Raw genomic sequence first — 20,921 nt, forward strand, 5'->3', positions numbered from 1 at the left:
CCTGAACGGCGCGGCTCCGCCGGACCCGGCGCCGGTCGTGGCGGTAGGCACGCGAAACGGCGGCCGGGGAAAGCCGCGGCCCCACGGACAACCCGACCCCGGCTCCCGCCCACACCCCGCTCAGCGACGCTCGGGCAACCGGACCGGGCGCGGGTCCGGCTTACCGCCGATCCAGTCCTGGACGGCGCGGCTCCGCCGGGCCCAGCGGCGGTCGTGGCGGTAGGCGCGCAGGGCGGCCTTGGCGCGGGCGCGGGGGCGGCGGCCGTAGAAGCGGCGGGCCCACGGGGAGCCGGGGCGGGCCAGCCGGATCGCGCCGACCAGCGCGACCAGCGGCACGATCACCCCGAAGACCGCGACGCGCGCCTTGCCCTTGCTCAGGGCGATGAGCGCGAAGAGGAAGTTGACGCCGATGGTGCTGAGGGCACCGCCGCGGTCCTGCAGCTCCTGCGCGGACAGGTCGTTGACGCCGAACGGGGCGAACCCGGCGAGCAGCAAGCCGACGAGCGCGGCGGTGAGCACGACGATCTCGACGCTCTTGCGGCCCTCCTCGGTCCAGTAGACGTCGTCCAGGTGGAGGATCAGCGCGAACTCGTCCAGGACCAGGCCGACGCCCATCCCGAACAGCACGGCGGCGACGGCACCGCCCGCGCCGTGCCGGTCGCTGGCGACCGCGCCGAACCCGCCGACGATGGTGAGGACGACCCCGGGGACGGCATGGTGGATGTGCAGCCCGCCCGCCCTGACGTTCTTGAACGGGCCCTTGCCGGCCCGGATCAGCCGGGTGATCACCCGGGTGACCGCGAACGTGAACAGGAACGCGGCGAGGGCGAGCAGCATCGGGAGCTTGCCCGGTTCGACGATGTTCCGTACCCACCAGTGCCCCATATGCGCACCTTATCCTCGGGTGCGGAGAGCGGCTCCGCGACCGCCGGGTAACCTTCGCCGGTGCCCAAGTCCTCACCGCTCGACGGCCTCCGCTTCGCCTTCGGCACCCTCACCGTGCTGCCCGTCCGGGTGCACCGCTGGGACCGCGAGGCCGCACGCGGCGGGATGCTGAACGCCCCGGTCGCCGGTCTGGTCGTGGGCGGCTGCGCGGCCGGAGCCGGACTGCTGCTGCTTCTCCTCGGCGCCGGCCCGCTGCTCGCCGCCACCGCCTCCGTCGCCGTACCGGCCGCGCTCACCCGAGGGCTGCACCTCGACGGCCTCGCCGACACCGCCGACGGCCTGGGCAGCGGCAAGCCCGCCGAGGACGCGCTCCGCATCATGAAGCAGTCGGACATCGGGCCGTTCGGGGTCATCACCCTGGTCCTGGTGGTGCTGGCCCAGGTCGCGGTGCTGGCACAGCTGTACGGCGACTCCTGGGCACGGGGCGCCCTGGCGGCCGTCGTCTCGGCGATCACGGCCCGGCTCGCGCTCACCCTGGCCGCCCGCACCGGGGTGCCGGCCGCCCGCCCGGAGGGGCTGGGGGCGGCGGTCGCCGGCGTCGTGCCGGTACCGGGCGCGCTGGCCGTCACCGCGGCCTTCACGATCGGTTCGGCGGCCTGGCAGTCGGCCCTCGGCCCGTACGACGCCGTGCGCGCGGCGGCAGCGGTCCTGATGTCCCTGGCCACGGCCGAACTCCTGCTGCGCCGCTGCACGAACCGCTTCGGCGGGGTGACGGGTGACGTCTTCGGCGCCCTGGCGGAGACGGCGGCGACCACCGCTCTCGTGGTGCTTTCCCTGGGCCGGTGAGCTTCTCCGCCGTCAGCCCCTCACAGGGCCCGAACTCCTCGATGCCGGAGCTCACTCGTCCCCGTGCGGTGTGAACGAGGCCCGTTCCCAGGGCCGTGCAGACGCGTCGCACGCTGCCCGGGAGGCGGAAGTGACCACGACGCCACGCACAGGTGAACGCCCGTAGGAATGAGCGAACGGGCGCACGCGCGTAGTCTCGTCCCGGGTGTTCGCCGACAGGGTGAAGGCCCCGGTTGCCCTCCGTGCCCTGGTCTGGGCCTAAGGTCGGCTCTCGGGCCCACCCACCCCTGCACTGGCGATTGCCCTACAGGGCGATCGAGGATCGCAATACATCGGAAGCGAGAATTCACCACCGTGACTGCTCTGACTCTCAGCACCTCTGCGGCGCCCGGCCTGCGGGCCGACGCGATCGTGATCGGTGTCGCCAAGGGCACCAAGGGCCCCGTCGTGGCGCCGGGCGCCGAGGCCGTGGACAAGGCGTACGACGGCAAGCTGGCCGGCGTCCTGGAGACCCTCGGCGCCGCGGGTGCCGAGGGCGAGCTGACGAAGCTGCCCGCTCCTGCCGGCTTCAAGGCGCCGATCGTCGTGGCGGTCGGCCTGGGCACGGAGCCGGACGCCAAGAGCGAGGACGCGAGCTACGACGCCGAGGCGCTGCGCAAGGCCGCCGGCGTGGCCGCCCGCGCGCTCGCCGGCTCCAGGAAGGCCGCGTTCGCGCTGCCCGTCGACGGCCCGGGCGCCGTCGGCGCGATCAGCGAGGGCATCCTGCTCGGTGCGTACTCCTTCGACGTCTACAAGGGGAACGGGAACGGGGGGAAGGCCAAGAACGGCAAGGCGCCGCTGGCCGAGGCCGCGCTGCTCGGCGGCAAGCCGCGCGACGCCGCCCACAAGGGGGCCGTCGCCCGTGCCGTCGCCGTCGCCGAGGAGCTGAACCGCGCCCGCGACCTGATCAACATGCCGCCGAACGACCTCAACCCGGCGGCGTTCGCCGCCGAAGCGCAGGCCGCGGCCAAGGAGCACGGCCTCAAGGTGCAGGTGCTCGACGACAAGGCCCTGGCCAAGGGCGGCTACGGCGGCATCCTCGGCGTCGGCGGCGGCTCCTCGGCCGCCCCGCGCCTGGTGAAGCTGTCGTACACCCACCCGAAGGCGGAGAAGCACCTGGCCTTCGTCGGCAAGGGCATCACCTACGACTCGGGCGGCATCTCGCTGAAGCCGGCCGGGCACAACGAGACGATGAAGTGCGACATGAGCGGTGCCGCCGCCGTGTTCGCCGCCGTCGTCGCCGCCGCGCGCCTCGGCCTGGAGGTCAACGTCACCGGCTGGCTGGCGCTGGCCGAGAACATGCCGTCCGGCTCCGCCGTGCGCCCGGGTGACGTGCTCCGCATGTACAGCGGCAAGACCGTGGAGGTCCTCAACACCGACGCCGAGGGCCGGCTGGTGCTCGCCGACGCGCTGTGGGCGGCCTCGCAGGAGAACCCGGACGCGATCGTGGACGTCGCGACCCTCACCGGCGCGATGATGCTGGCGCTCGGCAGCCGGACGTTCGGTGTCATGGCGAACGACGACGCGTTCCGCTCCGCGGTGCACGAGGCGGCGGAGGAGGTCGGCGAGCCGGCCTGGCCGATGCCGCTGCCGGAGCACCTGCGCAAGGGCATGGAGTCCCAGGTCGCCGACCTCGCGAACATGGGCGAGCGGATGGGCGGCGGGCTGGTCGCCGGTCTGTTCCTGCGCGAGTTCGTGGGCGAGGGGATCACCTGGGCGCACCTCGACATCGCCGGCCCGGCGTTCAACGAGGGCGGTCCGTTCGGTTACACGCCGAAGGGTGGTACCGGTTCCGCTGTCCGGACGCTGGTGCGCCTCGCCGAGCTGACGGCCGCGGGTGACCTGGGCTGATGCTCGCCTGAGCGCTCGGTTCCGCCCGGTCGCACGGCGGCTTGAGGGGGCACGGGGTTGTTCACACGGTTCCCCGCGCCCCTTCGGGACGCTTCAGTGGGGTGTCTCACACTCAGGCCCGGCGTCTCGTCCGCCTCGAACAAGTGCAAAGATGGAGCCCGGCAGGACAGGGCCCCCACCGAAGGGCCGAAGCATCAAGCGGCCGGACACCAGCCGCCCGCCGGTCACAGGAGATCGGCGCAAGGCGCACATGCATGGAGGACGTGACGTGGCGAACGACGCCAGCACCGTTTTCGACCTAGTGATCCTCGGCGGTGGTAGCGGTGGTTACGCCGCGGCCCTGCGCGGGGCGCAGCTGGGCCTGGACGTCGCCCTGATCGAGAAGGACAAGGTCGGCGGCACCTGCCTGCACCGGGGTTGCATCCCCACCAAAGCCCTGCTGCACGCGGGCGAGATCGCCGACCAGGCCCGCGAGAGCGAGCAGTTCGGCGTCAGGGCCACCTTCGAGGGCATCGACGTCGCGGCCGTCCACAAGTACAAGGACGGCGTCATCGCCGGCCTGTACAAGGGCCTGCAGGGTCTGATCGCGTCCCGCAAGGTGACCTACATCGAGGGTGAGGGCCGGCTGTCCTCCCCCACCTCCGTCGACGTGAACGGCCGGCGCATCCAGGGCCGCCACGTCCTGCTGGCGACCGGCTCCGTGCCGAAGTCGCTGCCGGGCCTGGAGATCGACGGCAACCGGATCATCTCCTCCGACCACGCCCTCGTCCTGGACCGCGTGCCGCAGTCCGCGATCATCCTGGGCGGCGGTGTCATCGGCGTCGAGTTCGCCTCGGCGTGGAAGTCCTTCGGTGCCGACGTCACGGTCATCGAGGGCCTGAAGCACCTCGTCCCGGTCGAGGACGAGAACTCCTCGAAGCTTCTCGAGCGCGCGTTCCGCAAGCGCGGCATCAAGTTCAACCTCGGCACCTTCTTCCAGAAGGCCGAGTACACCCAGGACGGCGTGAAGGTCACCCTGGCGGACGGCAAGGAGTTCGAGGCCGAGGTCCTCCTCGTCGCCGTCGGCCGCGGCCCGGTCTCGCAGGGCCTGGGCTACGAGGAGGCCGGGGTCGCCATGGACCGCGGTTACGTCCTCGTCGACGAGTACATGCGGACCAACGTCCCGACCATCTCCGCCGTCGGTGACCTCGTCCCGACGCTCCAGCTCGCGCACGTCGGCTTCGCCGAGGGCATCCTGGTGGCGGAGCGTCTGGCCGGTCTGAAGGTCGTTCCGATCGACTACGACGGTGTCCCGCGGGTGACGTACTGCCACCCGGAGGTCGCCTCCGTCGGCATCACCGAGGCCAAGGCCAAGGAGATCTACGGCGCGGACAAGGTCGTCGCCCTGAAGTACAACCTGGCGGGCAACGGAAAGAGCAAGATCCTCAACACCGCGGGCGAGATCAAGCTCGTCCAGGTGAAGGACGGTGCCGTGGTCGGCGTCCACATGGTCGGTGACCGCATGGGTGAGCAGGTCGGCGAGGCCCAGCTGATCTACAACTGGGAGGCGCTGCCGGCCGAGGTCGCCCAGCTCATCCACGCCCACCCGACGCAGAACGAGGCGATGGGCGAAGCGCACCTGGCGCTCGCCGGCAAGCCGCTGCACTCCCACGACTGAGCCTTCGGTCAACGGGCGCGACGACACAGACTTCCGCAATTCGTTAGGAGCAACCGAAACCATGGCGGTTTCCGTAACCCTTCCGGCGCTCGGTGAGAGCGTCACCGAGGGCACTGTCACCCGCTGGCTGAAGGCCGAGGGAGAACGCGTCGAGGCCGACGAGCCGCTGCTCGAGGTCTCGACCGACAAGGTCGACACCGAGATCCCCTCGCCGGCCGCCGGCGTGCTGGCCTCCATCAAGGTCGCCGAGGACGAGACGGTCGAGGTCGGCGCCGAGCTGGCCGTCATCGACGACGGCACCGGCGCCCCCGCGGCCGCCCCGGCCCCCGCCGCTGCCGAGGCTCCGGCCCCGGCCGCCGCCCCCGCCGCTCCGGCCCCGGCCGCCGAGGCCCCCGCGGCTCCGGCCGCCCCGGCCCCCGCCGCCGCCCCGGCCGCCCCGGCCGGTGGCGCCCAGGGCACGGACGTGGTCCTGCCCGCGCTCGGTGAGTCGGTCACCGAGGGCACCGTCACCCGCTGGCTGAAGTCGGTCGGTGACACCGTCGAGGCCGACGAGCCGCTGCTCGAGGTCTCCACGGACAAGGTCGACACCGAGATCCCGGCGCCCGCCTCGGGCGTGCTGCTGGAGATCGTGGTGAACGAGGACGAGACCGCCGAGGTCGGCGCCAAGCTCGCCGTCATCGGCGCCCCGGGTGCCGCCCCGGCCGCCGCTCCGGCCCCTGCCGCCCCGGCGCCCGCCGCCGCTGCCCCGGCTCCGGCTCCGGCCGCCCCCGCGGCTCCGGCTGCCCCGGCCGCGCCCGCCCCGGCCCCCGCCGCCCCGGCTCCGGCGCCCGCCGCCGCTGCCCCGGCCGCACCGGCGCCCGCCCCGTCTCCGCTGACCCCGGCCACCGCGCCGACCTCCCCGACCGCCACCCAGGCGACGGACGAGGGCGCGTACGTGACCCCGCTGGTGCGCAAGCTCGCCGCCGAGAACGGCGTCGACCTGGCCACCGTCAAGGGCACCGGCGTCGGTGGCCGCATCCGCAAGCAGGACGTCATCGCCGCCGCCGAGGCCGCGAAGGCCGCCGCGGCCGCTCCGGCTCCGGCCGCCGCCGCTCCGGCCGCCGCCGCCGCGAAGAAGGCCCCGGCGCTGGAGGTCTCCCCGCTGCGCGGCCAGACCGTCAAGATGCCGCGCATCCGCAAGGTCATCGGCGACAACATGGTCAAGGCGCTGCACGAGCAGGCCCAGCTGTCGTCGGTCGTCGAGGTCGACGTCACCCGCCTGATGCGGCTGCGCGCCCAGGCCAAGGACTCCTTCGCCGCGCGCGAGGGCGTCAAGCTCTCCCCGATGCCGTTCTTCGTGAAGGCGGCGGCCCAGGCGCTGAAGGCCCACCCGGTCATCAACGCCAGGATCAACGAGTCCGAGGGCACGATCACCTACTTCGACTCCGAGAGCATCGGTATCGCGGTGGACTCCGAGAAGGGCCTGATGACCCCGGTCATCAAGCACGCCGGCGACCTCAACATCGCGGGCATCGCCAAGGCCACGGCGGAGCTGGCCGGCAAGGTCCGCGCCAACAAGATCACCCCGGACGAGCTGTCCGGCGCGACCTTCACCATCTCCAACACCGGTTCGCGCGGAGCGCTGTTCGACACGATCATCGTGCCGCCGGGCCAGGTCGCGATCCTCGGCATCGGTGCCACGGTCAAGCGTCCGGCCGTCATCGAGACCGAGGAGGGCACGGTCATCGGCGTCCGCGACATGACCTACCTGACGCTCTCCTACGACCACCGCCTGGTCGACGGCGCCGACGCGGCCCGTTACCTGACGGCGGTCAAGGCGATCCTCGAGGCGGGCGAGTTCGAGGTCGAGCTCGGCCTGTAAGGCTCGGGAGCCCCACGGCGGTTCGGCAGCGCCCCCGCCCGGAGTCCTTCTCCGGGCGGGGGCGCTGCTCGTTACGAGCGGGGCCACGCGGGGAGAGGTGCGGCCGCCACCAGCGCGAGCCGGCCGCTCACGGCGAGCCGGTCCGGGGCCCCGGCCTCCATGCCCAGCCCGGCGACGCCGACGGCGTACTGGCTGCCGTCGGCCCGACGGACACAACCCACAAGTACGCCGAGGCCGACTGGCGGGCCGCGCACGTTGCAAGGGCCCCTGACGTCCCCGAAGGCGCCCCCGGTCGTCGTGGACAAGGCGCCCGCGTACGGCCCGGTCGACGACATCAAGTGGCCCGGCACCGGCTGGGACGCGGACTCCTCGGAGATCGCCGGCCGCAGCGTCGAGGAGGGGCGGGTCCCGGCGACAGGTGCGGGATCGGCGGACGGCGCGCCGTCTCCTGGGCGCCACCGGACCACCCGCACCAGCCCGACGGCACGGCGCACCGAGCCCTCATGCACCCCGCTCACCGTGTGCGCCTCGTCTCACCTGCACCAAAGCACGCCCACGTGCCCTACCCACGGAGCGAACCCACCGTATTGTCTAAACGTCAGCCCTCCCGAAGGAGCCCTCAATGACCGCGCCCGTCGTCCACTCGCTGCGCGAACAGATCCGCGAGCACATCGTGGAGGGGATCGTCAGCGGGCGCTGGCAGCCGGGTGAGCGGATCGTGGAGCGGCGGATCGCCACCGAGCTGGAGGTCAGCCAGACACCGGTGCGTGAGGCACTGCGCGAGCTGGAGACCCTCCGTCTGATCGAGTCCGCGCCGAACAAGGGCGTCCGCGTGCGGAACCTGTCCGCGGCCGACCTGGAGGAGAGCTACCCCGTCCGGGCCGGCCTGGAGGCCATCGCGGCGGAGCTGGCGGCCGACCGCCTCGCCGAGGACTGCTCGGCCCTGGAGCCGCATGTCCTGGCCCTGTACGAGGCCGACCGCGACGCCGACGGCACCGCCCAGGTCCGCCACACGGTCGGCTTCCACCGCGAGCTGGTGCGCGCCGCGCACAACTCGGTTCTGCTGCACACCTGGGAGGGCCTGGGCATCGAGGTCTTCACGGCGCTGTCCATCCGCTGGCTGGGCACGGTCCAGCAGTCGTACGCGGAGGAGCACGAGGAACTGGTGGCCGCCTTCAAGCGCCGGGATCCGCGCATCGCGGAGATCGTGAAGGCGCACGTGCTGGGCTGCGCGCCCCGCGCTTGATTCAGTCGAGCGGGCCCCCGCTCAGACGCCGCCCCACCTGCGAAAACAAGGCGATTCAGCGTCACCGGGTGCCATAGGCGAAGGCACCGCGTGCCGACTTTCTCCAAATCAAGAGGTTTTCGACCTCAACCCTTTGATCGATCATCGATCAGCGAGTTACAGTCGCCGACGGACTTCCACCGAAGTCCTAGCCCTGTCCTGCCAAAGACCTAGGGCACCCCCGAACCCTTACCGATGAGGGAACCCCCTTCGACTGAGGAAGGCGGCGACATGACCGACCCCAACGCCATCCAGCCGAGCGCGCTCGACCAGCTCCCCGACCGCGACCCGGAGGAGACCGCCGAATGGCAGGCCTCCCTCGACGCCGTCGCCAGGGAGGCCGGGCCGCACCGCGCCGCGTACCTGATGCGGCGCACGCTGGAGCGCGCCGAGGCGGGCGGCATCGCGCTGCCGAAGCTCCTCGAGACGGACTACGTCAACACCATCCCCACCTCCGCCGAGCCGGGCCTGCCCGGCGACCCGGAGATGGAGGCCCGGATCACCGCGTGGAACCGCTGGAACGCGGCCGCGATGGTGACCCGCGGCAGCAAGTACGGCGTCGGCGGGCACATCGCCACCTTCGCCTCCGCCGCCTGGCTGTACGAGACCGGCTTCAACCACTTCTTCAAGGGCAAGGAGGGCGACGGCTCCGGCGACCAGCTGTACATCCAGGGCCACGCCTCCCCCGGCATCTACGCCCGCGCCTTCCTCGACGGCCGCCTGAACGAGGCGCACCTGGACAACTTCCGCCAGGAGGCCGGCGGCAACGGCCTGCCGTCGTACCCGCACCCGCGCCGCCTGCCCTGGCTGTGGGAGTTCCCGACGGTGTCGATGGGCCTCGGCCCGCTCTCCGCGATCTATCAGGCGCGCTTCAACCGCTACCTCACCAACCGCGGCATCAAGGACGTCTCCGCCTCCCACGTCTGGGCCTTCCTGGGCGACGGTGAGATGGACGAGCCCGAGTCGACCGCGGCTCTCGCGCTCGCCGCCCGTGAGGAGCTGGACAACCTCACCTTCGTCATCAACTGCAACCTGCAGCGCCTCGACGGCCCGGTCCGCGCCAACTTCAAGATCGTGCAGGAGCTGGAGGCCCAGTTCCGCGGCGCCGGCTGGAACGTCGTCAAGACCCTGTGGGGCACCGCCTGGGACGAGCTGTTCGCCCTCGACACCACCGGCGCGCTGGTACGCCGCCTGCGCGAGGTACCGGACGCGCAGATCCAGACGTACCAGACCCGCGACGCCGCCTACATCCGCGCCGACTTCTTCGGCAAGGACCCGGCGCTGGCGGAGATGGCGAAGCTGCTGAGCGACGACAAGATCCTCGAGTGCTTCCACCTCTCGCGCGGCGGTCACGAGGCCCGCAAGGTCTACGCCGCGTACAGGGCCGCCGTCGAGCACAAGGGCGCGCCGACCGTGATCCTGGCCCAGACGGTCAAGGGCCACACCCTGGGCGAGGGCTTCGCGTCGAAGAACGCCAACCACCAGATGAAGAAGCTGACGGTGGACGAGTTCAAGACCATGCGCGACCTGCTCGGCCTGCCGATCAAGGACAGCGACTTCACCGACGGCCAGGTGCCCTACGGCCACCCGGGCGCCGACTCCCCCGAGGTCCGCTACCTCCAGGAGCGCCGCGCGGCCCTCGGCGGCCCGGCCCCGGCCCGCCGCACGCACGCGCTGGCCCCGCTGCCCGCCCCGGCCGAGAAGGCCTTCGCCTCCTTCGACAAGGGCTCCGGCTCGCAGAACGTGGCCACCACCATGGCCTTCGTCCGCCTGGTCAAGGACCTGGTCCGCGACAAGGAGACGGGCAGGCGCTGGGTGCCGATCGTCCCCGACGAGGCGCGCACCTTCGGCATGGAGAGCCTGTTCCCGTCCCTGGGCATCTACTCCCCCAAGGGCCAGACGTACGAGCCGGTCGACCGCGACCAGCTGATGTACTACAAGGAGGCCAAGAACGGCCAGATCCTCAACGAGGGGATCACCGAGGCCGGTTCGATGGCCGACTTCATCGCCGCGTCCACCGCGTACGCGACGCACGGCGAGGCGATGATCCCCTTCTACATCTTCTACTCGATGTTCGGCTGGCAGCGCACCGCCGACCAGATGTGGCAGCTCGGCGACCAGCTCGGCCGCGGCTTCCTCGTCGGCGCGACCGCCGGCCGTACGACCCTGACGGGCGAGGGCCTGCAGCACGCCGACGGCCACTCCCCGGTCATCGCCGCGACCAACCCGGCCGCGCTGACGTACGACCCCGCGTTCGCCTACGAGATCGCGGTGATCGTCCGTGAGGGTCTGCGCCGGATGTACGGCGAGGCCAAGCCGGGCGAGGACCAGAACGTCTTCTACTACCTGACGGTCTACAACGAGCCGCTGCCGCAGCCCGCCAAGCCGGCCGGCCTCGGCATCGACGAGGGCATCGTCAAGGGCCTGTACCGCTTCAACACGGCGGAGTCGGCGGGCCTGTCCCCGGCCGCCAACGCCCCGCGCATCCAGCTGCTGGGCTCCGGTACGGCGATCCACTGGACCCTTCAGGCCCAGAAGCTGCTCGCCGAGGAGTGGGGTGTCGCGGCCGACGTCTGGTCGGCGACCTCCTGGTCCGAGCTGCGCCGCGACGCGATGGAGGCGGACGCCGCCCTCCTGCGCGGCGAGGAGCGGATGCCGTACGTCCGCCAGGCGCTGCAGGGCGCCGAGGGCCCGGTGCTGGCCGTCTCCGACTACATGCGCCAGGTCCCGGACCAGATCGCGCAGTGGGTCGAGCAGGACTGGTCCTCGCTGGGCGCCGACGGCTTCGGTCTGTCGGACACCCGTGAGGCCGCCCGCCGCCACTTCGGCGTCGACGCCGAGTCGATCGTCGTCGCGGCCCTGGCCCAGCTCGCCAGGCGCGGCGAGGTGAAGGCCACGGCGGTCAAGGAGGCCCGGGAGAAGTACGGGCTGTAAGTCGGCCGGTGTGCGCCGTCGCGGCGGGCGGAGGAGGGTGACCTTCCCGGCCCGCCGCGGCGGCCTGCCTCCAGCGTAGGAGTCCACCGCCGGGCCGGCGGGCTTCGTGGCAGGCTGGCGCCATGCGTGCGGCCCGGCTCATCAAGATGGTGCTCCTGCTGCAGTCCCGGCCGTCCATGACCGCCGCCGAACTCGCCCGGGAGCTGGAGGTGTCGGAGCGGACGGTCACCCGGGACGCGCAGGCGCTGTCGGAGGCGGGCGTGCCGGTGTACGCGGACCGGGGCCGGGCCGGCGGCTACCGGCTGGTCGGCGGATACCGGACGCGGCTGACGGGGCTGGCCAGGAGCGAGGCGGAGGCGCTGTTCCTGAGCGGGGTGCCGGGGGCGCTGCGGGAGATGGGGCTGGAGGACGCCGCTTCCGCGGCCCGGCTGAAGGTGTCCGCGGCGCTGCTGCCCTCACTGCGGGACGCCCCGGACAGCGCCGCCCAGCGGTTCCATCTGGACGCGCCGGCCTGGTTCCGGGAGCCGGAGACGCCCGCGCTGCTGCCGGCGGTCGCGCAGGCGGTGTGGGACGACCGCCGCGTCATCGCCCGCTACCGGCGCGGGGAGAGCGAGGTGGAGCGGGTGCTGGAGCCGTACGGGCTCGTGCTCAAGGCGGGCGTCTGGTACCTGTGCGCGCGGGTCGCCGACGCCGGCTCCTTCCGGACCTACCGGATCGACCGGTTCGGCGCCGTGAAACCCCTGCAGGAACGCTTCTCCCGTGATCCGGACTTCGATCTGCCCGGCCACTGGGCCGAGCAGGCCGAGCGGTTCGCGCGCTCGATCCTGCGCGCCGAGGTCGTCGTACGGCTGTCCCCGGAGGGGGTGCGGATGCTGCGGTACGCCGTCGATCCGCCGGCGGCGCGCGAGGCGATGAGCGGGCCGCCCGAGCCGGACGGGGCCGGCTGGGTCACGGTGACGCTGCCGGTGGAGTCCGAGGAGGTGGCGCACACACAGCTGACGGCGCTCGGTGCGGAGGCGGAGGTGCTGGCCCCGGAGGGCCTGCGGGAGCGGTTCGCCCGGGACGCGGCACGACTGGCCGCGCTGTACGGCGGTCCGCGCCCCCGGGGCCGTACGAACGCCGGATCGGACGCCGGATAACGATCCGCCGCACTCCGGCGTACTCCGCGTGCGCCCCACCGGTGGAGGCCCGATGCTGGTGGCGTGATGGACGAGACGGAGTTCTGGGAGCTGATCGACGCCGCCCGCGAGGCCGCGGAGGGTGACCCCGAGGAACAGGCCGACGTGCTCGTGGACCGGCTGCTCCAGCTGGATCCCGAGCTGATTCTGGACTTCGCCCGTCACTTCGAGGCGCGTTACAACCGCTCCTATCGCTGGGACCTGTGGGGCGCGGCCTGGGTGCTGCTGGACGGGGCCAGCGACGACGCGTTCGACTTCTTCCGCTGCTGGCTGATCGGCCAGGGCCGGGAGGTCTACGAGGGCGCCCTGCACGATCCCGACTCGCTGGCGGAGCTGCTGGAGGAGTTCGACGAGGAGATCGACGGCGACGGCGAGGAACTGGGCTACGCGGCGGACGAGGCCTATGAGCAGCTGACCGGCACCGTCGCGCCCGACCTGGGCATCGCCCCGGCGCCCGCCGAACCGGAGGGCTCGCCGGTGGACTTCGAGAACGAGCGGGCGCTCGCCGCCCGCTTCCCCCGGCTGTGGGACCGCTTCCGGCAGTAGCCCGCCCCGGCTCAGCCGGCCGTGCGCCTGCGGGTGCTGTCGGCTTGCAGGTGGGCCTGGGCCTGGTCGGCCCGCACCGCGTGGTGCAGCGGCGCGGCGTTGGCCTGGTCGAGGGCGGACGCGGTGGCCGCGGCCGGGCCGAGGACGACGGTCGCGACCGCGCAGAGCACCGCCCAGGGGCCGCGCGCGGTCCAGGTCCCCCTCGCCCGCTCCGTGGTCCCGGCCGTGCTCCCGGCGGTGCTCTCGGCCGTGGACTTCGCATGGACACGACTGCTGTTCATGATGCCCACCTCCAGTCGGCTGGTGATGGGCACGACCGTAGGGCGCGGGGCTCGGAGCGGGCTGCGTGGTGCCTAAGGGATGGCTGTGAGCCGCGCCGTGGCGGTCCGGCCCTGCAGGCGCGCGGCCTTCTCCCTGATCGCGGGAAGGCGGGCGCTGAGGGCGGCGCCGGGGCAGCTGGTCATGAATCCGGCCTCGTGTCCGGCCAGGGCGGGCAGGGTGGCGGTGGTGCCGGCCTTGTAGCGGCTGAGGCTGTTGCTGGAGACCAGGCGGACGCTCGCGCGCGGGTCGATGCCGGCGAGGCCGAGTTTCCAGGCGGCCAGGGCGGCGATCGCGTCGGTCATGGCCCGGGGCACGGGGACGCCGGCGGTGAAGGTGCCGAGGGCGGCGATGCCGGCGGTGCGGTGGTTGAAGCCCTGGGTGTGGGCGCCGGTGACGGCCCGGTCGGTGCCTCCGGCGCGGCCTTCGTAGATGGTGCCGCAGCGGTCGACGATGAAGTTGTAGCCGATGTCGTCCCAGTTCCGGACGCCGGTCTGGCCGGCGTAGAGGCGGCGGATGATCTCCGGCGCGTCGGCGCAGTTGTAGTCGCCCGGCGAGTCGGTGTGGTGCAGGAAGACGGCGACCACCTTGTCGTCGTAGCGCGGCGGCGGCTGGACGCGCCCGGCGGCGCCCAGCCAGACGGAGCGGGGCACGATGCGCGGCCGGGGGGCGCGGTGGGTGACCGGGGCGCGGGCCGGGCCGGGCCGGTCGAGGCGGTCGAGGTCCGCCGCGGCGGGGCGCTCGACACCACCGCCGCCCAGGGCGAGCACGAGGACGGCCACCAGCCCGGGCAGACAGCCGAGCAGCATCAGCAGGGCGCCGGGTATCCGCCGGGCTCCCCGGCGCCCCGGCTCCGGCGTGTCGGCCGGCTCCGGTGTCTCCAGCGGGCCGGGCGTGTCCGGCGGCTTCGGCATTCCCGCCATCGCGGGTGTCGCCGGCCCTTCGGATGCCTCGGGTGTCCTTCCCGCCTCCCGCGTCCGCGAGGTCCCGGGCGTCTGTCCCGGGTCCGGCGTCCGCGTGCTCGGCGTCGGCGGGAACCCGGGTCCCCGGCGTCTCAGGCGTCTCGTCTGTCTCATGGATCTCAGGCGTCTCATGGATATCAGGAGCCTCAGCTGTTGTCTCAGGAGTTCCAGCAGTCCCGTGCGCCCCGGGGTCGCGGACGTCTGCCGCGCCCCGGAGGACTCCGGCGTCCCGGCTCCCCCCGGCGCCCCGGCCAACTCCGGCATACCCTGCATAACGGGTGTATCCCCCGGCTGCGGAGTCACCGGCAGCTTCGGCCCCGGTGTCCCCGGCCTGCCCAGCGGCTTGCGCCTGCCGAGCGTCTCCAGTCTTTTTCGGACGGCGTGCATGAGCCCACTCTCGGGCGGCCGGGCCGTGCCCGCGATGTGCACTCTGCCACCTGGCGGAACCATCATCCCGGTCCGGGACGTTTCCGGGGGTACACACATACGAGGCCGGTTCGCCGCCCGGTGGCCGTGCCCGTGAGTGGGTGACTGATCACCGGACCCGTCCCGTCCGTACTGAGGGGTCCGAGAGAAAGGCGGCTCCGTGGACCTGCTCGACCTGGTGCTCGTGCTGGTGATCCTCGTCTACGCGGCGTCCGGTTACCGGCGCGGGCTGGTGGCCGGCTGCGTCTCGCTGGCCGGGTTCGTCGGCGGTGCCGTCGTCGGCGTGTGGGTGCTGCCCTGGGTGACCGGCCTGGTGGAGCGCGGTACGGCGCAGGCGACGACCCTCGCGGTGGTGACCGTGCTGGTGCCCGCGGTGGTGGGGCACGAGCTCGCCGGCCGGCTGGCGCTGCGGCTGCGCGGGGAGCTGGACCGGGGCCCGCTGCGGGTGCTGGACGGGCTGGGGGGCGCGGCGGCGAACTCGGTGGCGGTGCTGATCGTGGCCTGGGTGGCGGCGAGCGTGCTGGGCGCGGCCCCGTCCCAGACGCTGAACGCGGCGATACGGAACTCGACGCTGCTGGGCGCGGTGCAGGACGCGATGCCGGACACCACGCCCGCGTGGTTCTCGCGGGCCACGTCGGCGCTGACCGAGGCGGGCTTCCCGCAGGTCTTCAACCCGTTCGAGAACGAGTCGACGGCAAGGGTGGCCCGGCCCTCCGGGGACAGCGTCACCCCGGCCGCGACGAGCGCCGCCAAGCTGAGCACGGTGAAGATCGAGGGCGCCTCGGGCAACGAGGGGCGCGAGGGCAGCGGTTTCGTCTACGCCGCGGGGCATGTGATGACCAACGCGCACGTGGTGGCGGGCATCGACCACCCGAGCGTGCGGGTCGGCGGCGTGGGGCGGTCGTACCTGGCCCGGGTGGTGCTCTTCGACCCCGACCGGGACGTGGCGGTGCTGTATGTGCCCGGGCTGCACGCCCCGGTGCTGCGGTTCGACACCAGCGCGACGCGCGGTGACTCGGCGGTGGTCGCGGGCTATCCGCAGGACGGCGGGCTGGACCTGCAGGCGGCGACGGTGGCGAGCCGGGTGCGGGCGACCGGGCAGAACATCTACAACGACGCCGCGGTCACCCGGGACATCTACTCGATCCGCTCCACGGTCCGGCCGGGCAACTCCGGCGGCCCGCTGCTGACCACGACGGGCAAGGTGTTCGGGGTGGTCTTCGCGCGCTCCACCTCGGACGCCGAGACGGGGTACGCGCTGACGGCGGCCGAGGTGACGGGCGACGCCCAGCGCGCCGCGACGACGACGGCGCCGGTGGACACCGGCCAGCTGGTCAGCTCCTAGGCCGGCTCCCGGGCTCCGGCCGGCCGGCTCCCGGCGGTCAGACGCGCCGGCCCATGAGTACGTCGTCGACGTAGGCGCCGTCGAGGAGGAACTCCTCCGGCTGCACTCCCTCGACGGCGAACCCCTCGGACTCGTACAGCGCGCGGGCCGGGGCGTTGTGCCCGAGCACGCGCAGGCTCAGCCGTCGCGCCCCGCGCCCGCGCGCCTCCTCGACGGCGCCCCGGATGAGCGCGCGCCCGAGGCCCCGCCCGCGCGCCTCCTCGGCGACGGCGAGGCCCTGGATCTGCAGGACGTGCGCGTTGGAGGCCAGCGGGGTGGGGCGGGCGATGCGGACATAGCCGGCGACCCGCCCGTCGGCCACGGCGACCAGGTGGTCCTCCGGAAGGTGGCGCTCGTCGAAGAACGGGCCCTCCGGCGGGGGCGAGACGGCGTGCAGGGTGGACCAGGTGGCCCGGTCGAGGGCGGCCAGTCGTTCTTCGTCGGCGGGCACGGCGATGCGTATGTACGGCTCCGGCATGACGATCACGGTACGGCGGGCCGCCGGAGCACCTCACGGGGTTTTCGCGCGGGCATGCTGGGGCCATGGAACGTATGCGCATCGCGGTGGCCGGCGCGTCCGGGCTCATCGGCAGCGCCCTGGTGCGGTCCCTGACCGCGGACGGGCACGAGGTGGTACGACTGGTACGCCGGGCGGCAGCGGGCCCGTACGAGGTCTGCTGGGACCCCGAGGGGCAGTACGTGGACGCGGCCGGGCTGACCGGCTGTGCCGCGGTGGTCAATCTGGCCGGGGCGGGCATCGGCGACCGGCGCTGGACGCCGTCGTACAAGCGGCTGCTGCGGGACAGCCGGGTGCTGGGCACGGCCGCGCTGGCGGAGGCGGTGGCCGCGCTGCCCGAGCCGCCGCGGGTCTTCGTCAGCGGCAGCGCGATCGGCTTCTACGGCGACACCGGCGACCGGGCGGTGGACGAGGACGCCCCGCCGGGCGACGGTTTCCTGCCCTCGCTGTGCGTGGAGTGGGAGGAGGCGGCGGCGCCCGCGCAGGAGGCGGGCGTGCGGACGGTGTTCGCGCGCACGGGCCTGGTGGTGGCACGCGGCGGCGGGGCCTGGGGGCGGCTGTTCCCGCTGTTCCGGGCGGGGCTCGGGGGGAGGCTGGGCGACGGTCGGCAGTACTGGTCGTACATCGCGCTGCACGACGAGGTCGCCGCGATCCGGCATCTCATCGACGACGACACGCTCTCCGGGCCGTTCAACCTGACGGCCCCGCGGCCGCTGACGAACCGTGAGATCACGGCGGCGATGGCCCGCGTGCTGCACCGCCCCGCCCCCTTCGCGGTCCCGGCGCCGGTGCTGCGGGCGGTGCTGGGCGACATGGCGGGGGACGTGCTGGGCAGCCAACGGGTGCTGCCGAGGCGGCTGTTGGAGTCGGGGTTCCGGTTCGCGTTCCCGGGGATCGAGGAGGCGATCCGCTCCGCGGGGTGAACCGGCGTCTGCAACACCGGCGAACGGATGTGACCGCATGCGACCTCTATGCGACCGTGCCCTGTTGATGCGCGACTGTTCGTGACCGATCACGGACCTAACCTCGAGGCGAACTCGGGTATTCCCGGAGCCAGTTGGGGGCATGACGTCTCCACCGGCCGCGCAACCACAGGAGGGGCCTCGTGCTTGAGCCCGCGTACCAGGTGGACGTCGTCATCGTGGGAGCCGGAATCGCCGGACTCTCGGCGGCTCATCGGCTGACCAGCGCAGGAATCTCGACCGCAGTCCTCGAGGCCGCCCCTTACGTCGGCGGCCGCATGTCGACGGAGAAGGTCGACGGCTTCCGGCTCGACCGCATCGGACAGCTGATGTCCACGTCCTACCCCGAACTCCGCACGACCCCGGGCCTGGACTCCCTGGTCCTGCGCACCTTCGCGCCGGGCGTCCTGCTGCACCGCGACGGACGCACCCAGCGCGCGGGCGCACCGGCGGCCGTGGGGAGCACACGGGGCGCAAGGGGCGCACTCCATGTGGTGCGCGCTCTCGCCAGCGCCCCCAGGGGACCGGCGACCGGCCCCGGCCGGGCCGGCGCACCGGTGGGCGGCGCGGTCGACCAGGCCCGGCTCGGCGCCGCGCTGGGGCGGATCGCCGCCACCCCGGTCGAGCGCATCCTGGCCCGCCCGGAGATGCCCGCCCGCCAGGCCCTCGCCCAGCGCGGGTTGCCGCCGCGCACGATCGACAGCTTTCTGCGCCCGCTGCTCGCCACCCTGCTGTGCGACCCGGAGCTGACCACCTCGAGCCGGTGCGCCGACCTCGCGCTGCGCGCCTTCGCGAGCGGCCGGCTGTGTGTGCCGGAGGGCGGCGCGGAGATGCTGCCGGAGCTGCTGGCGCGGGCGCTGCCGCCGGGCATCGTGCACACCGGGGTGCGGGTCACCTCGGTGTCCACGACCTCGGTGGCCACCGCCGAGCACGGCGAGATCCGCTGCCGGGCGGTGCTGCTGGCGACCGACGCGCGGGCGGCGGCGGAGCTGCTGCCGGGCCTGAGGGTGCCGGACTTCCACCCGGTGACCGTGGTCCACCACACCACCGACGACCCGGCGGCGGTCCTCGCCACCGGCACCTCGCTGCTGCTGGACGCCGACCGCGGCGGGCCGGTGGCGCACACGGCGGTGCTCAGCGCCGTGGACCCGAGCCGGGCGCCGGCCGGCCGGGTGCTGATCTCCTCGACCGTGCTCGGCACACCGCCGGAAGGGGTCGACACCGCCGTCCGCATCCACCTCTCCCGTCTCCACGGCACCTCGACGCGCCGCTGGGAGACGCTGGCGGTGCACCACACCCCGGAGGCGGTCCCGGCGATGCGCCCACCCCACGACCTGCGCCGCCCGGTACGGCTGCTCGCCGGCCTGTACGTCTGCGGCGACCACCGCGACACCAGCACGCTCCAGGGCGCCCTGCACTCGGCCCACCGCGCGTCGGCGGCGATCCTGGCCGACCTGGGCGCGGCGGGTTCGCTGAACCGCGCGGATCCGGCGCCTACTCTGCCCAGGGCGGCGTAGGCGGACGGACAACCGCAAGCCCCGACGGCGACCGGCAACCGGCTACCCCAACGCCGCCACCTTCTCCCGGTACCCCCGCACCGGTGCCGCGTCCCGATAAGGCTCGAGCCGGCGCTCGAAGTCCCGCACGTACTCCACAGCGCGAACGCTCCGCATCTCCGCGGCCTGGCCGGCGGCCTCCGCGGCCAGGGCGCACGCCTGGTCGAGTTCGCCGAGGCCGAGGCGGGCCGTGGCGAGGACCACGCGGCAGAAGAGCCGGCTGCGGGCGTGGGAGGTCGCGCGGAGCTGGAGTGAGCGTTCGGCGTGCTGGGCGGAGGCCCGGAACTGCTGCAGATCCCGGTGGCAGTGCCCGAACTCGTCGGCGAGCTGAGCCTCGTCGAAGAACTTCGCCCAGTACGGCACCTCGTCCCCGGGCCGGGCCGCCTCCAGGGCGCGCTCGGCCCGCACGAGCGCCGCCGTGCACGCCCGCACCTCGCCGAGCACGCCGTGCGCCCTCGCCTCGGAGGCGTGCAGCAGCGCCTGCACGACCGGCGGGCCGCCGGTCCCCATGCCCTGCTGGGCGACACGGACGAGCTGTACGGCCTCCCTGCCGTGGCCGAGATAGACGGCCTGCCGGCTCATGGTGACCAGGACGTAGGAGCCGTACGCCCGGTCGCCGGCCGCCTGGGCGAGCCGCAGGGCCTGCACGAAGTAGCGCTGGGCGAGTCCGTGAGCGGCGATGTCGTACGAGGTCCAGCCCGCGAGCCGGGTCAGGTCGGCGGCGGCACCGAACAGCTTGCGGCCGGTCTGCTCGTCGTAGCTGCCGCGGAGCATCGGCTCGCACTCGTGCTCCAGGTAGCGCACCAGGGCCTGCCGGGCGTGGCCGCCGCCGTAGCGGTCGTCGAGGGTGCGGAACAGTTCGCCGACCGAGCGCAGCGCGTTGATGTCGCCGCCCGTGACCTTGTGGCCGGGGGCGCGCTCGGCGTGCCCGCGCGCCCGGGGCGGCACCGGCAGCGGCTGCCGCCCCTGGGGCTTGACCGGGGCGGGGCGGCCCTGCGCGGGCACCCGGGGTGCCGGTTCGCGGGCCACCTTGTCGTCGGGCTTGCCGATCAGCCAGTCCCGGCTGGGCACCACGAGCCCCGCCGGGGTGAACGCGATCTTGCGCAGTTCGGCGTGGCTGCCGGAGTCCTTGCGCCACAGCCCGCTGACGATGTCGACGGCCTCCTCCGGGGTGGCCGCGAACTCCAGCCCGGCGTACACCGGCGCACAGGCGTCCAGGCCGAGATCCTGGGCCGTGAGCCGGCGACCCAGCCGGCGCGTGAAGACCTCGGCGATCAGGGCGGGGGTCGTGCCCCGGGGCTGCTGTCCGCGCAGCCAGCGGGTGACCGAGGTCTTGTCATATCTGAGGTCGAGCCCGTGCTCGAGCCCGAGCTGGTCGACGCGACGGGCCAGACCCGCGTTGGAGAACCCCGCTTCTGCGATGAGCGCGGCGAGTTGGCGGTTGGGGGTGCGCTGCGCGGGTCGGTCCGTCATCTGCGGTGCGGTCTCCTGCCTTCCGAGCCTGTCGAAGTGCCCGGTTTGCCTTTGAGCAGCCCTTATGGCCTCACGAACGGCGCGAATGTAGCGGAGGGTGAGCAGGCGATCGCACATTCCGCAGGGCATTCATCCGATCGTGTGAGGAACGCCCGCAGGGCTGACGTACGCCGGTCGGACGTACAGTGGCGTGGGCGCGTTTCGTGCCTGACACACCGGTTCGCTGAGGGAGGCCCTTGCC

17 protein-coding genes are annotated in these 20,921 nt (G+C 73.4%); 11 read left to right on the top strand and 6 right to left on the bottom strand.

The features are described from left to right. Positions 1–120: 120 nt before the first annotated feature. Entirely contained in the window at positions 121–885 is a 765-nt protein-coding gene (locus tag ACWDEN_RS17665) for a hypothetical protein (RefSeq protein WP_450859592.1), read from the bottom strand. Between the two features lie 60 nt (positions 886–945). Here ACWDEN_RS17665 and ACWDEN_RS17670 point away from each other — a divergent pair, with 60 nt between their 5' ends. The 4 genes from ACWDEN_RS17670 (at position 946) to sucB (ending at position 7,139) form a co-directional block, all read left to right on the top strand. Next, positions 946–1,731, top strand: a complete 786-nt coding sequence (locus tag ACWDEN_RS17670; RefSeq protein WP_450859593.1) for an adenosylcobinamide-GDP ribazoletransferase — start codon at positions 946–948, stop codon at positions 1,729–1,731. Between the two features lie 354 nt (positions 1,732–2,085). Beyond that, the gene (locus ACWDEN_RS17675) at positions 2,086–3,621 is read left to right on the top strand and encodes a leucyl aminopeptidase (RefSeq protein WP_450859594.1); all 1,536 of its coding nucleotides are present in this window, start codon (positions 2,086–2,088) and stop codon (positions 3,619–3,621) included. Between the two features lie 268 nt (positions 3,622–3,889). Then, positions 3,890–5,278, top strand: coding sequence for a dihydrolipoyl dehydrogenase (lpdA, locus tag ACWDEN_RS17680; protein WP_351615209.1), 1,389 nt, complete (start codon positions 3,890–3,892; stop codon positions 5,276–5,278). A 61-nt stretch (positions 5,279–5,339) separates the two neighbouring features. Then, positions 5,340–7,139, top strand: coding sequence for a 2-oxoglutarate dehydrogenase, E2 component, dihydrolipoamide succinyltransferase (sucB, locus tag ACWDEN_RS17685; RefSeq protein ID WP_450859595.1), 1,800 nt, complete (start codon positions 5,340–5,342; stop codon positions 7,137–7,139). A gap of 71 nt (positions 7,140–7,210) precedes the next feature. On the opposite strand, the gene ACWDEN_RS17690 is transcribed toward sucB, so the two are convergent. Beyond that, positions 7,211–7,657: a hypothetical protein gene (locus tag ACWDEN_RS17690; protein WP_450859596.1), complete on the bottom strand. Its 447-nt coding sequence runs from the start codon at positions 7,655–7,657 to the stop codon at positions 7,211–7,213. Positions 7,658–7,761: 104 nt separating this feature from the next. Between ACWDEN_RS17690 and ACWDEN_RS17695 the strand changes: the two genes are divergently transcribed. From ACWDEN_RS17695 to ACWDEN_RS17710, 4 genes are all read left to right on the top strand, one after another. Further along, entirely contained in the window at positions 7,762–8,385 is a 624-nt protein-coding gene (locus ACWDEN_RS17695; RefSeq protein ID WP_351623101.1) for a GntR family transcriptional regulator, read from the top strand. A 270-nt stretch (positions 8,386–8,655) separates the two neighbouring features. Further along, the gene (gene aceE / locus ACWDEN_RS17700) at positions 8,656–11,358 is read left to right on the top strand and encodes a pyruvate dehydrogenase (acetyl-transferring), homodimeric type (RefSeq protein WP_450859597.1); all 2,703 of its coding nucleotides are present in this window, start codon (positions 8,656–8,658) and stop codon (positions 11,356–11,358) included. A gap of 122 nt (positions 11,359–11,480) precedes the next feature. Continuing rightward, positions 11,481–12,497 (top strand): helix-turn-helix transcriptional regulator, encoded by a 1,017-nt coding sequence (locus ACWDEN_RS17705; RefSeq protein WP_450859598.1) that lies wholly within the window; start codon positions 11,481–11,483, stop codon positions 12,495–12,497. A gap of 66 nt (positions 12,498–12,563) precedes the next feature. Then, entirely contained in the window at positions 12,564–13,082 is a 519-nt protein-coding gene (locus ACWDEN_RS17710) for a DUF4240 domain-containing protein (RefSeq protein WP_450859657.1), read from the top strand. Positions 13,083–13,093: 11 nt separating this feature from the next. Here ACWDEN_RS17710 and ACWDEN_RS17715 read toward each other — a convergent pair whose 3' ends face one another. Then, complete coding sequence (locus ACWDEN_RS17715) at positions 13,094–13,363, bottom strand: hypothetical protein (RefSeq protein ID WP_351623108.1); 270 nt, start codon at positions 13,361–13,363, stop codon at positions 13,094–13,096. A 72-nt stretch (positions 13,364–13,435) separates the two neighbouring features. Beyond that, on the bottom strand, positions 13,436–14,314 hold the full coding sequence (locus ACWDEN_RS17720; RefSeq protein ID WP_450859599.1) for a peptidoglycan recognition protein family protein: 879 nt from the start codon (positions 14,312–14,314) through the stop codon (positions 13,436–13,438). Positions 14,315–14,948: 634 nt separating this feature from the next. On the opposite strand from ACWDEN_RS17720, the gene ACWDEN_RS17725 reads away from it, so the two are divergent. Beyond that, positions 14,949–16,133 (top strand): MarP family serine protease, encoded by a 1,185-nt coding sequence (locus ACWDEN_RS17725; protein ID WP_450859600.1) that lies wholly within the window; start codon positions 14,949–14,951, stop codon positions 16,131–16,133. 37 nt (positions 16,134–16,170) lie between these two features. On the opposite strand, the gene ACWDEN_RS17730 is transcribed toward ACWDEN_RS17725, so the two are convergent. Beyond that, positions 16,171–16,650 carry an N-acetyltransferase family protein gene (locus tag ACWDEN_RS17730; protein ID WP_450859601.1) on the bottom strand — a complete coding sequence of 160 codons (480 nt, stop codon included), beginning with the start codon at positions 16,648–16,650 and terminating at the stop codon, positions 16,171–16,173. 65 nt (positions 16,651–16,715) lie between these two features. Here ACWDEN_RS17730 and ACWDEN_RS17735 point away from each other — a divergent pair, with 65 nt between their 5' ends. Both ACWDEN_RS17735 and ACWDEN_RS17740 read left to right on the top strand, forming a co-directional pair. Then, positions 16,716–17,612 (top strand): TIGR01777 family oxidoreductase, encoded by an 897-nt coding sequence (locus tag ACWDEN_RS17735; protein WP_351621452.1) that lies wholly within the window; start codon positions 16,716–16,718, stop codon positions 17,610–17,612. 182 nt (positions 17,613–17,794) lie between these two features. Then, complete coding sequence (locus ACWDEN_RS17740; protein WP_450859602.1) at positions 17,795–19,168, top strand: NAD(P)/FAD-dependent oxidoreductase; 1,374 nt, start codon at positions 17,795–17,797, stop codon at positions 19,166–19,168. A 42-nt stretch (positions 19,169–19,210) separates the two neighbouring features. Here ACWDEN_RS17740 and ACWDEN_RS17745 read toward each other — a convergent pair whose 3' ends face one another. Then, positions 19,211–20,680: a regulator gene (locus ACWDEN_RS17745; protein WP_351621457.1), complete on the bottom strand. Its 1,470-nt coding sequence runs from the start codon at positions 20,678–20,680 to the stop codon at positions 19,211–19,213. Between the last annotated feature and the right edge of the window lie 241 nt (positions 20,681–20,921).

It is taken from the genome of Streptomyces sp. NPDC001153 (assembly GCF_053598315.1).